Annotated in this window: 14 protein-coding genes and 1 tRNA gene; 11 read left to right on the forward strand and 4 right to left on the reverse strand. The window is 35.0% G+C overall.

Going from position 1 to position 11,873, the window contains the following annotated elements:
* The first annotated feature begins 1 nt into the window (after nt 1).
* From Q0X52_RS03125 to Q0X52_RS03140, 4 genes are read left to right on the forward strand one after another with little or no spacing between them, the layout of a single operon-like run.
* The gene (locus tag Q0X52_RS03125) at nt 2-1,132 is read left to right on the forward strand and encodes a bifunctional 2-C-methyl-D-erythritol 4-phosphate cytidylyltransferase/2-C-methyl-D-erythritol 2,4-cyclodiphosphate synthase (RefSeq protein ID WP_297574753.1); all 1,131 of its coding nucleotides are present in this window, start codon (nt 2-4) and stop codon (nt 1,130-1,132) included.
* Entirely contained in the window at nt 1,129-2,022 is an 894-nt protein-coding gene (locus Q0X52_RS03130; RefSeq protein ID WP_297574755.1) for a response regulator, read from the forward strand. Before Q0X52_RS03125 ends, Q0X52_RS03130 begins: the two co-directional genes overlap by 4 nt.
* Entirely contained in the window at nt 2,000-3,139 is a 1,140-nt protein-coding gene (locus Q0X52_RS03135) for a sulfate adenylyltransferase (protein ID WP_297574757.1), read from the forward strand. Before Q0X52_RS03130 ends, Q0X52_RS03135 begins: the two co-directional genes overlap by 23 nt.
* An 8-nt stretch (nt 3,140-3,147) precedes the next feature.
* Entirely contained in the window at nt 3,148-3,630 is a 483-nt protein-coding gene (locus Q0X52_RS03140; protein WP_297574759.1) for a phosphatidylglycerophosphatase A, read from the forward strand.
* Here the strand turns inward: Q0X52_RS03140 and Q0X52_RS03145 are convergent.
* Nucleotides 3,627-3,866, reverse strand: a complete 240-nt coding sequence (locus Q0X52_RS03145; protein WP_297574761.1) for a hypothetical protein — start codon at nt 3,864-3,866, stop codon at nt 3,627-3,629. The two genes, Q0X52_RS03140 and Q0X52_RS03145, sit on opposite strands and share 4 nt — an antisense overlap.
* Complete coding sequence (locus Q0X52_RS03150) at nt 3,863-4,099, reverse strand: hypothetical protein (protein ID WP_297574763.1); 237 nt, start codon at nt 4,097-4,099, stop codon at nt 3,863-3,865. Before Q0X52_RS03150 ends, Q0X52_RS03145 begins: the two co-directional genes overlap by 4 nt.
* 82 nt (nt 4,100-4,181) lie before the next feature.
* On the opposite strand from Q0X52_RS03150, the gene uvrB reads away from it, so the two are divergent.
* The gene (uvrB, locus tag Q0X52_RS03155) at nt 4,182-6,158 is read left to right on the forward strand and encodes an excinuclease ABC subunit UvrB (protein ID WP_297574765.1); all 1,977 of its coding nucleotides are present in this window, start codon (nt 4,182-4,184) and stop codon (nt 6,156-6,158) included.
* A gap of 30 nt (nt 6,159-6,188) precedes the next feature.
* Here the strand turns inward: uvrB and Q0X52_RS03160 are convergent, their stop codons facing one another.
* Nucleotides 6,189-6,575, reverse strand: a complete 387-nt coding sequence (locus Q0X52_RS03160) for a DoxX family protein (RefSeq protein ID WP_297574767.1) — start codon at nt 6,573-6,575, stop codon at nt 6,189-6,191.
* Nucleotides 6,576-6,735: 160 nt separating this feature from the next.
* Here Q0X52_RS03160 and rpsL point away from each other — a divergent pair, with 160 nt between their 5' ends.
* The 6 genes from rpsL (at nt 6,736) to Q0X52_RS03190 (ending at nt 10,594) form a co-directional block, all read left to right on the forward strand.
* Nucleotides 6,736-7,110 (forward strand): 30S ribosomal protein S12, encoded by a 375-nt coding sequence (gene rpsL / locus Q0X52_RS03165; protein WP_297574769.1) that lies wholly within the window; start codon nt 6,736-6,738, stop codon nt 7,108-7,110.
* A 70-nt stretch (nt 7,111-7,180) separates the two neighbouring features.
* On the forward strand, nt 7,181-7,648 hold the full coding sequence (rpsG, locus tag Q0X52_RS03170; RefSeq protein ID WP_297574771.1) for a 30S ribosomal protein S7: 468 nt from the start codon (nt 7,181-7,183) through the stop codon (nt 7,646-7,648).
* Nucleotides 7,649-7,660: 12 nt separating this feature from the next.
* On the forward strand, nt 7,661-9,736 hold the full coding sequence (fusA, locus tag Q0X52_RS03175; protein ID WP_297574773.1) for an elongation factor G: 2,076 nt from the start codon (nt 7,661-7,663) through the stop codon (nt 9,734-9,736).
* Nucleotides 9,737-9,785: 49 nt separating this feature from the next.
* Nucleotides 9,786-10,220, forward strand: coding sequence for an effector binding domain-containing protein (locus Q0X52_RS03180; protein ID WP_297574775.1), 435 nt, complete (start codon nt 9,786-9,788; stop codon nt 10,218-10,220).
* A 4-nt stretch (nt 10,221-10,224) separates the two neighbouring features.
* Nucleotides 10,225-10,301, forward strand: a tRNA-Arg gene (locus Q0X52_RS03185).
* Nucleotides 10,302-10,423: 122 nt separating this feature from the next.
* Nucleotides 10,424-10,594: a hypothetical protein gene (locus tag Q0X52_RS03190; protein WP_297574776.1), complete on the forward strand. Its 171-nt coding sequence runs from the start codon at nt 10,424-10,426 to the stop codon at nt 10,592-10,594.
* A 3-nt stretch (nt 10,595-10,597) separates the two neighbouring features.
* On the opposite strand, the gene Q0X52_RS03195 is transcribed toward Q0X52_RS03190, so the two are convergent.
* Nucleotides 10,598-11,296 carry a hypothetical protein gene (locus Q0X52_RS03195; protein ID WP_297574778.1) on the reverse strand — a complete coding sequence of 233 codons (699 nt, stop codon included), beginning with the start codon at nt 11,294-11,296 and terminating at the stop codon, nt 10,598-10,600.
* Nucleotides 11,297-11,873: the final 577 nt, after the last annotated feature.

An 11,873-nucleotide genomic window follows, 5' to 3' on the forward strand; every position in this document is an offset into this window, starting at 1 on the left:
TTTGGAAGATTTGACACTTATTTTATTGGCAGCAGGCGAGTCAAATAGATTTAGAGATGGCAAGTTTTTTTGCAAAAAACAGTGGATAAGAGTTGGCAAAGATCCCCTTTGGCTCTATGTTGCTAAACGTTTTTTAAAGAAGGCTAAGTTTAATAAAGTCATAGTTGTTGGAAACAAAGATGAATTATCTTATATGAGAAGTTTTTCTAATGATATTGAGTTTGTAAGTGGCGGAGATGAAAGAGCAAAATCACTAAAAAACGCCCTAGATGTGGTAACTTCGCCCTATGTTTTGGTAAGCGATGTTGCAAGAACAAAAACTCCCTTTAAGATAGTAAAAAAACTCTATAAAAAAAGAGTCAAATTTGACTCAATAAGCCCTTATTTGCCAGTTTTTGACACCACTTATGAAGAGTTAAATTTGATAGATAGAGAGCTTTTAAAACTTATCCAAACACCTCAGCTTAGCAAAACCTCACTCTTAAAAAAGGCACTTTCAAAAGAAGCCCATTTTAGTGATGATAGTAGCGCAATAAAGAGCGTTGGAGGAAGCCTTGGCTTTGTAAAAGGTAGCCAAAAATCAGCCAAAATAACCAAATTTAAAGATTTAAAATCTTTTAAATTTGAGCCACCTACAAATGAGCAAAGAGTTGGAATTGGCTTTGATGTTCATAGGCTAGAAAGTGGCAATGGCATTGCGCTTTGTGGAGTTTTGATACCTTGTGAGTTTAAATTTATAGCTCATAGTGATGGCGATGTTGCCCTGCATGCCATAATAGACGCTCTACTTGGAGCTGCCAATATGGGCGATATAGGCAAGCTCTATCCAGATAGTGATGAGAAATTTAAAGGCATTGACTCAACAAAACTACTCAAAGATAGCTTTAGACGCATAAGCGAGGTTGGATATGTCGTTGTAAATGTAGATCTTACCATTGCAGCGCAAGAGCCAAAACTTATGAATTATAAAGAAGAGATGTCACGAAAAGTAGCTTCTCTTTTAAATTTAGAGCCAAATCGTGTAAATATCAAGGCTAGCACTACCGAAAAACTTGGCTTTGTAGGTAGACAAGAGGGTATTTTGGCCCTTGCTTTGGTAACACTTCGCTTTTTTGATTGGAGCAGGAGATGAAGATACTTATAGTAGAAAATGAGAGCTATCTTGCTCAAAGTATAGCAAGCAAACTTAGCGGCTATGGATATGAGTGTGAGATATCGCATAGCCCAGATGAGGCACTTTTGCATAACAATTTTGATATCATACTTCTTTCTACAAATTTAAACGAAAGTGGCATTTATAAGGTTATAGAGCATTTTAGTAACGCCATTATTATACTTTTGGTCTCTTACATTAGCACCGATACAGTTTCAGAGCCACTAAAAGCTGGTGCAAATGACTTTATACAAAAGCCATTTATGATTGAAGAACTAGTTAGAAAGATAAAGCATTTTGGCGAGTTTAGAAGATACAAAAGTAAAACCGCCTCCTATGAGTTTTTGCTAAATCGCCATATAAAGTGGCAAGAAGAGAGGGATACAGAGGTGAAATTTAGCTATCCACTTCTTATAAAGTCACTAAATCTAAAGGATATTGACTCATATGTTTGTTTTCTTTCTAACAAATTTAACTTTACATTTGAGTGTGTTGATGTTACAAAAGAGTTTAACTTTTTGAAATTTAAAGAGCTTATAAAGGAAAATGCACTCATCTACATATCAGATATTAATGACCTTAAAAGTAGCGATAAAAAGAGAGTTTTGGAGTTTGTAAAGGATAAAAAAATAGTTCTTGGCTCAACAAACATCGACGAAGAGGTTAAATTTAGCTCTATTTTGCTAGAACCTGACCAAGAGGTGCTCTTTAAAAATAGGGAAATTTTGCAGATTGATGAGTATATAAAGCAGATAATTCTTAGCAACGAAGAGACGCTATCAGACACTGAGATAGCAAAAAGACTTGGAATTTCAAGAAAATCACTTTGGGAAAAGAGGCGAAAATATGGAATCTCAAAAAAAAGGTAGGATAGATATTACTCCGCAAACTGCGCTTACTTTGGAGCTGATGTTTAATGGTGCCTTTGGCAAAGATGAAAAACTATCTGATAGCAAAGCCAAAAAACATAGCGCCCTTCCCTATAACTTCACCTTTGCGCCTCAAGATGAGAGCTCTCAAGAGCTTTTAAAAGGGGCTAAAAAAGGCGATGTTATAGAGCTAGCAGTAAAAAACAGAGTAGTTGGGGAGATTAAGACAGATGAAGTTTTTAAAAACACAAAAGAGTTAGAAAAAAACTCAATCTTTGCCTTGGATAGCAAAAGCAAAAAGCTAGCCAAACTTGCAATAAGTGGCGATATAAAGATAATTGATTCTCAAATTTGCATAGCCAAAAAAAAGATTGAGCAGCTAAAAAATGAGCTAAATATCCAAAAAATAACAGCTCTTTTTCTAAGTGCCGATCCGCTAAATCGCATTCATGAAAGACTCATTCGCCTAACTATCGACAAAGCCGATCTTATCATTATCTTTTTGGTTGAAAACTCCTATGAAAATGCACTAAATTTTGATCTAAAAAGAGAGACGTTGGAGTTTTTTATAAAAAAGTTTCTACCTAGAAACAAAATAGTTGTCGTCCCTTTGCCAAATACCTATCTTTTTACCGACCATAAAAATCCAGAACTTGAGTGCATTGTGGCTAAAAACTTTGGTGCAAATAAGCTAGTAGTTGGACAAAATCACGCTCATATTGGACTTTATTATCAACACAATCAGCCATATACGCTACTTGATGGCTACAAAAATAAGCTAGGAATTGAGATTTTGATTATGCCTGAGTTTTTATATTGCAATGAGTGTAGGACTATAGTTAGTTCAAAAACTTGCCCTCATGGCTCACATCATCAGATAAAATACAACTCAAATACGCTAAGAGAGCTTTTAAATAGTGGCATTATACCGCCTCCAATTTTGATGAGAAAAGAGATCTCTGCTATGATTTTGGCGACACTTTTCCCAAATAGATTTGCCAATCTTCAAAACATCTGCAACAACCTCTTCCCAAATAAAGGGCTTTTGGAGTATCATAGTGAGAGAAAATTTTATGAAGAGCTAATACTTCTCTATCAAACAACATCACTTACATAAGGAAAGATATGGAGAGAATTTTTTTAACTTTTTTTTATGTTGGCTATCTACGCCCTGCACCTGGGACATGGGGGAGCTTAGCTGGCGCTTTGATAGCTGCGATACTTCTTAGAATTTATGGAGAGGCAGCGCAAAATACCTTGGTTTTGCTCTCTGTTTTGCTATTTTTTATCTCAATAGGCGTCATAAATAGCTATGAGAAAAAAACGGGCGAGCATGATAGTAGTTTTATAGTTATAGATGAAGTAGTTGGCGTTTGGATAGCGATGGCTTTTGGTGGAGGCTATTTTATAAATATGGTCCTTGCTTTTGTCTTTTTTAGACTATTTGACATCTACAAACCATCCATAATAGGAAGAATCGACAAAGAGGTAAAGGGCGGTCTTGGAGTGATGTTAGATGATGTTGTTGCTGGCGTTTTTGCTGGGATTTTAACTCTTATTGTGCAAAAAATTGTATATCAAATTGGTTTTGAGAGCTTGTGGTTTTAGAGTTTTTCAAGCTCTTTAATCTGCGCTATAAGTTTTTCAAGCTCTTTTGCCTGCATAAAACTTTCATAGCTTTTTTTTACATAGGCATTAAGAAGATCTTTTGCGTCTAAGAAGTTGTTTCTATCGACTATAATGGCAAGCTCTTCTTTGAAATACTCTGCAAAGTTATCATCAAGTCTTATTTTGTATGACTTTGAAAGTGATTTGCTAGTGATGGTAACTTCAAGAGTTTTCATTTAGCAAGAACACTCTCTATCTCTTTAAAAAGATCCTCTTCGGTTAAATTTTTCATCACAATATCCTCTTCCATCTTTGCTAGCTCGACACTCAAAGCTTCATTTTGAGCCTTTATAGCAGTGATTTCCGTTCTTAATCTCTCATTTTCAATCAAAGAGTCCTCATATTTTTTGATAAGCTCTTTTACCTTGTCAGTAAGTGTTGTAACGGCGGCTTTCTCTTCATTAAACATCTTTAACCTTTTTTGATATAATTTTGCTTTTTAAATAAGATAAGATTATACCATAAATATATAAGCTATAAAAAGGAGTGTGTTGAACAACTTTAAAATTGAGAGTAAATTTAGCCCAAGTGCTGACCAACGACAAGCTATAGATGGCATTGTAAATTCTATTAAAAGTGGCAACAAATATCAAACTTTACTAGGCGTAACAGGTAGTGGCAAAACTTTTACAATGGCAAATATCATTAAAAATTTAAACATTCCAACTCTCATAATGACTCACAACAAAAGCTTAGCAGCGCAACTTTATAGCGAATTTAAAGGATTTTTTCCAACAAATAGAGTTGAGTATTTTATAAGCTATTATGACTACTATCAACCAGAAGCCTACATTCCAAGGCAAGATCTCTTTATAGAAAAAGATAGCTCGATAAATGATGAGTTAGAGCGGCTTAGACTTAGCGCAACGGCAAGTTTGCTTAGCTTTGATGATGTTATAACTATAGCTTCAGTTTCTGCCAACTACGGACTTGGTAATCCAGCAGAATACAAAGATATGGTTTTGGTGCTAGAAGTTGGCGATAGTTACAATCAAAGAGATTTTTTACTAAAGCTAGTTGATATGGGCTATAAAAGAAATGATAACTACTTTGATAGAGGCGATTTTAGAGTAAATGCCGATGTGATAGATGTCTTTCCCGCCTATTTTAGCGATGAAGCTTTAAGAATTGAGTTTTTTGGCGATGAGATAGAGCAAATTTACTTTATCGACGCCATAGACAACAAAAAAACACTCTCTCTAAATAAATTTATACTCTATGCAACAAGTCAATTTATAGTGGGACAAAATACTCTAAAAAGCGCCATAAAAGGGATAGAAGAAGAGCTTGCTAGCAGACTTGAGTTTTATAGACACAACGATAGAGCCGTAGAGTATGCAAGACTAAAACAAAGAGTTGAGTTTGACCTTGAGATGTTGCAAGCTACAGGCATGTGCAAAGGGATAGAAAACTACGCAAGATATCTTACAGGCAAAAAGCCAGGAGAGACGCCCTACTCTATGTTTGACTACTATGAAATTCGCCATGATGAATATTTGGTGATAGTTGATGAAAGCCATGTTAGCCTGCCTCAATTTAGAGGGATGTATGCGGGCGATAGAAGCCGCAAAGAGACACTTGTGGAGTATGGATTTAGGTTGCCATCTGCACTTGATAACCGCCCTTTGATGTTTGATGAGTTTATAAACAAAAAGGCTAAATTTCTCTTTGTCTCTGCAACTCCAAATGAGCTTGAGCTAAACCTATCAAAACAGCATGTATATTACCAAATCATGCGTCCAACAGGACTTTTAGATCCTGAAATTTTGCTAAAAGATAGCGACAACCAAGTTGAGATACTCTACGATATGGCAAAAGATGTTATCGCCAAAAATCAAAGAATTTTAGTCACAGTTCTTACCAAAAAGATGGCGCAAGAGCTTAGCAAATACTATCTTGAGATGGGAATAAAGGCAAAATATATGCACTCAGACATAGATGCTATCGAGCGAAATGAGCTTATTAGAGGTCTTAGAATGGGAAGTTATGATATGTTGATAGGGATAAATTTATTGCGCGAGGGGCTAGATCTGCCTGAAGTTAGCTTGGTGGCTATTTTTGATGCTGATAAAGAGGGCTTTTTAAGATCTAAAACTAGCCTTATACAGACGATGGGAAGAGCGGCAAGGAATGCCGATGGCAAGGTGGTTATGTTTTACAAAACAGTAACAAATTCTATGCTAGAGGCAATTGAGATAACCAAAAAAAGAAGAAAAGAGCAGCAAGAGTACAACAAACAGCACAACATAACCCCAACATCGGCCACTAGAAACATAGAAGAGACCTTAAAACTTGATGATATAGATGAGAAGTTAGATGAGCTAAAAAATAGTGCCAAGATACCAGCAAGAGAGCGTCAAATTTTGGTAAAAGAGCTTAAAAAAGAGATGTTAGCTGCTGCAAAAGAGCTTGAGTTTGAAAAGGCGGCTGCTATTAGAGATGAGATTAGAAAGCTTAGAACTCTTTAAATTTCAAGCTCTAAACTCTCAAAATCTAAACTAATCTCTCATAAGTGAGTATTTTCCACCACCACATATTATCAAAGTAAGTGCAATACCCAAGTATAAAAAGATAATCTCCCCACTCAATCCGCCAAATGCAGTTATTTCAAAGACAGAAAGACCGTGACCAAAGTAGATCATTGCAATGCAAGTTAGCAAAATAGTCAATGCTGAAAGTCTTGTAAAAATACCAAGTATTAGCATAATAGGCGCCAAAACTTCACCTATATAAACTCCATATGCAACAAAATCAAACATGCCTTTAGCTGCAACCAAGGCTTTTACAGGCTCTATTCCGCCTGTTATTTTGGCTATTCCGTGCAACAATAAGTTGGCACCAAGTGTAATTCGCAATATAAGCAAAGAAAGTTGAAAATCTTTCATAAAAACAGCTCCTTTAAAAATAATATCAAAACTATATCAAATTTAAATTTTAAAATGGCTAAATTTCTACTATTGTAGCATTAAGAACTTTTAATAATCTTTAAGCAACTCTTTAGTATAATTTGCTCTTTTAATAAATTTAATGATGAAAGGAATTAATGTGCCAACCATAAATCAATTGGTTAGAATAGGACGCAAAAAGGCTATTGATAAGTCAAAGTCACCTGCGTTGAAGAACTGCCCACAAAGAAGAGGAGTTTGCACCAGAGTTTATACAACAACTCCTAAAAAACCAAACTCAGCTCTTAGAAAAGTTGCCAAAGTAAGGCTAACAACAGGTATTGAGGTCATCAGCTATATCGGCGGTGAAGGTCACAACCTACAAGAGCACAGCATAGTGCTAGTAAGAGGCGGAAGAGTAAAAGACTTGCCAGGTGTTAAGTATCACATTGTTCGTGGTGCGTTGGATACTGCAGGTGTTGCAAAAAGAACAGTCTCTAGAAGTAAATACGGTGCAAAACGCCCTAAAGCGTAGTGCTTAAAACAGACAATGCTCACTAGATTTAGTATTGTTTGAGTAAAATTTAAAATTTGAAGGAAATAAAATGAGAAGAAGAAAAGCCCCTGTTAGAGAGGTTTTGCCAGATCCAATTTATGGCAACAAAGTAATCACTAAATTTATTAACTCCCTTATGTATGATGGAAAAAAAAGTTTAGCATCTGATATTTTATATGGTGCACTTGAGTTGATTGAGCAAAAAGGCGAGGCAAAAGGTATCGATGTATTTAACGATGCCATAGAGAACATTAAACCTATTTTAGAGGTCAAGTCAAGAAGAGTCGGTGGTGCTACATATCAAGTGCCAGTAGAAGTTCGCCCAGTAAGACAACAAGCTCTAGCTATTAGATGGATCATCTCTTTTGCTAGAAAAAGAAGTGAGAGAACTATGGTAGAAAGACTTGCTTATGAGCTAATAGACGCAGCTGCCAGCAAAGGTGCATCATTTAGGAAGAAGGAAGATACTTACAAGATGGCTGAAGCAAACAAAGCCTTTGCTCACTACAGATGGTAAAAGGAGTATAAAGTGTCAAGAAAAACACCATTACACAAGGTTAGAAATATAGGAATTGCCGCCCATATTGACGCTGGAAAGACAACAACAAGTGAGAGAATTCTATTTTTTACAGGTATTAGCCATAAGATAGGAGAGACTCACGAAGGAACAGCTACAATGGACTGGATGGAGCAAGAGAAAGAGAGAGGCATTACCATCACATCAGCAGCCACTACATGCTTTTGGAGAGAACACCAAATAAACCTTATAGACACCCCAGGCCACGTTGATTTTACTATAGAAGTTGAGAGATCTATGAGAGTTTTGGATGGTGCTGTTGCTGTATTTTGCTCAGTTGGAGGAGTTCAACCTCAAAGTGAAACTGTTTGGAGACAAGCAAATAAATATCACGTTCCAAGAATTGTTTTTGTGAATAAGATGGATAGAGTTGGTGCTAACTTTTTTAGCGTAAGAGATCAGATAGTAGATAGACTCAAAGCCAACCCAGTTCCTATCCAAATTCCAATAGGCGCTGAAGATAACTTTAGAGGCGTTGTAGATTTAATTGCCATGAAAGCCTATGTTTGGGATGATGATAAACAACCAACCAACTACAAAGTAGAAGAGATTCCTGCAAATTTAGTTGATCAAGCAAAAGAGTATAGAGAGAAGCTCATTGAAGCAGCTTGTGAAACTAGCGATGAGCTTATGGAAAAATACTTTGGTGGCGAAGAAATTAGTGAAGATGAGATAAAAGCGGGCATCAAAAAAGGTTGTCTTAACCTCTCAATTGTTCCGATGATGTGTGGAACTGCCTTTAAAAACAAAGGAATTCAACCACTTTTGGACGCTGTAGTTGATTATCTACCGGCACCTGATGAAGTTCCTGCAATTAGAGGCGAGTATGAAGATGGCACTGAAGTTTTTGTAACTTCAACTGATGATGGTGAGTTTGCAGGACTTGGATTTAAGATTATGACTGATCCATTTGTTGGACAATTAACTTTTGTTAGAGTCTATAGAGGACAGCTAGAGAGTGGCTCTTATGTCTATAATACAGTTAAAAACAAAAAAGAGAGAGTTGGTAGAATTCTTAGAATGCACTCAAACAAAAGAGAGGAGATCAAGATCCTATATGCAGGCGAAATCGGAGCTGTAGTTGGACTAAAAGACACTCTTACAGGCGATACTTTGGCTAGTGAAAAAGATAAAGTTATCCTTGAAAAGATGGATTTTCCAGATCCAGTTATTAGTGTTGCTGTTGAGCCAAAAACAAAGGCTGACCAAGAAAAAATGAGTATAGCACTTCAAAAACTAGCACAAGAAGATCCAAGCTTTAGAGTTGCAACTGATGAGGAGAGCGGCCAAACAATCATTAGCGGTATGGGCGAGCTACACCTTGAAGTAATTGTTGATAGAATGCTTAGAGAGTTTAAAGTTGAGGCTGAGGTTGGAAAACCACAAGTTGCTTATAGAGAGACAATCAAAAGAAGTGTTGAGCAAGAGTATAAATATGCAAGACAATCTGGTGGTAGAGGTCAATATGGACATGTCTTTTTACGTCTTGAGCCACTTGAGCCAGGAAGTGGATATGAGTTTGTCAATGATATAAAGGGCGGTGCTATTCCAAAAGAGTATATTCCAGCTGTTGATAAAGGTTGTCAAGAGGCAATGCAAGGCGGAGTTTTGGCAGGCTATCCTGTAGAAGATATCAAAGTAACTCTATATGATGGAAGTTATCACGAAGTTGATAGCTCTGAGATGGCATTTAAACTTGCAGGCTCTATTGGATTTAAGGAGGGCGCTAGAAAAGCCGATCCTGTCATACTTGAGCCTATTATGAAGGTTGAGATAGAGACACCTGAAGATTATATGGGTGATGTTATAGGCGATATCAACAAACGTCGCGGTCAAGTCAATAATATGGGCGATAGAGGCGGCAATAAAATAATCGATGCCTTCTGCCCACTAGCTCAGATGTTTGGCTACTCAACTGACCTAAGATCTCAAACACAAGGAAGAGCAAGCTACTCAATGGAATTTGATCACTATGAAGAGGTTCCAAAGAATGTTGCTGAAGAGATCATCAATGCCAAAAATGGCTAATCAAATTTAAGGGTGGGAAAGAGATTCCTACCCTTTAAAAAAGTTAAGTATGCGTGAATTTTATTTAGATAAACCACTGAAGATTACTGGATATAAGGTTACCACAAATAATAGGCTTGAATTAAATCAAAATACAGCTGCAATTCCAAATTTATGGAAAAAGTTTAGCAATAGTGATTTATTCAATGATGTGAATTATGGTGTCTATTTTAATTATAGAAATAAACATTTTGATGATTATGATTTGTTAGTTGGTTCCACAAAGTCTTTAAGTGGAGTTTGCAAAGATTGTGATTCAATAGAAATACAAAGTGGTAAATTTTTGGTTTTTGAAACTGATATTAAACAAATAGCCACAGATGTAAGTAGTCTTTGGATGAAAATTTGGAACTATTTTAAGACATGCGATATAAAACGCTCTTATTTGAGCGATTTTGAAAAATATATAGACAATAAAGTAGAAATTTATATTTCCATTTTATAAATTTGTCCTCGTAGCTCAGCTGGATAGAGCGCAAAATTCCTAATTTTGAGGTCGTGAGTTCAAACCTCGCCGGGGACACCAGTTGAAATTTAACTTGTAAATCTTTATTTTTAAGCTCCATTAATTTAGACTCCAATTATTGAAATTTAAGCTTGATAGCTGCATAAATTTAGACTAAATCAACATAAATTTAAGCTTTTTAAATGAAATTTAAGCTCTCTAAATTTGAGCCGCCCTACTTTAAAATCTCATCTCTTCTTAAAATATGTCCTACTGCAAACATCACCCATATTCCAACGCCAACCAACAGGAATATCGTTTTTTATCTCTACATATATCACATCGTAATTTTTCATAGCAATATCAGGCTTTGATATTTATAAAATATAGTCCTCATTTTTATACTTTATAATCCCAAAATATAAATTTTGCAAGCTATTATCAGTGTTAGCATAGTATTCATCATTATATCTAGTTGGAACATAGTATAAATTAGCTTTGTCTTTAAAATTATCACAATAATCTTTTTCGTAGGTAACGACAGTATCGCTATTTTTATGCTCAATTATAAAGATTTGACTGCCATATCCAATATTTATATTGTCATATAAACTATATGAATCGGGGCTATCTTCAATTAATTGATTTTGTTGTGCATAATGAAGCATTGAAAGGCAATTACCCATATATTTTTGAAATATTTCATTGTCGTATGAAGTATGGCTAACAACCGGTTTATGAACTAAAATATTTTCTAAATTTAGCAAATCATCATAAAATTTATCGCAAAAATAGTCAAACTCTATGCCAAGTGCTCTCTTTTTTCTTTGCCAAGTTTTGTTATTGTCCAGGTAGACTTTTTTGCCTTCTAACAGATTTTCAAAACTTGCGTAAGAGCGCAAAGATGGCGCTATCTCAGAGCTATAAACATCATCAGTTTTGATATCCATATTTTTTATCCAAGATATAAGATAGCTTAAATTTTTAGGTGGATTTTTACTAATTGGTTCAATATAGCTATTGTTTGCCAACAAAATAGAGCTATTTAATAGAAGCAAAACAGCTGCCACTCTCATCTTAAACTCCTTTTACTATGAGCTAAATTTACAAAACTATTCTATTATAAATTTTCTAAATCAATACATTAGCCCAAAAAACCAAAGCGAAATTTTACTTCCAAATCTAACTATTTCACAACAAACTCATCAATTTTATTTACAATATCCAATCTCTTCTAAGTAGACATCGCAAAAATCGTGCTTACTTATGATAAAAACGGATTTCAGTAAAATTTACAGAGTAAAAATCGCATATGAAATTTTAAACACTTCGCCGTTTTAGCATAAAAAACACTATTGTATTTTTAATTTTGTAAAATTTTGTTACTTTTATTGAAGATTTTAATTTTATCACAAAAATTTATTTTTTAAACTCTTCTGAGATTTTACAAAACAAATTTAAAAGTAAAGCTAATTTTGAAAAGAATTTTTGAATTCAGTGAAAAATTAAAATAACACAAATTCAAAAAAATTTAAGCGAAGAGGGGTAAAATGTCCAAAATATTTTAGAAGGAAAATTTTATGAGCAACAATGAAAACAATGAAAAAGAATTTTTAGTTTGCCCATTTTGCGGACAAGAAGATATAAAATACG

It is taken from the genome of uncultured Campylobacter sp. (assembly GCF_947255105.1).
Taxonomy (GTDB): Bacteria; Campylobacterota; Campylobacteria; order Campylobacterales; family Campylobacteraceae; genus Campylobacter_B.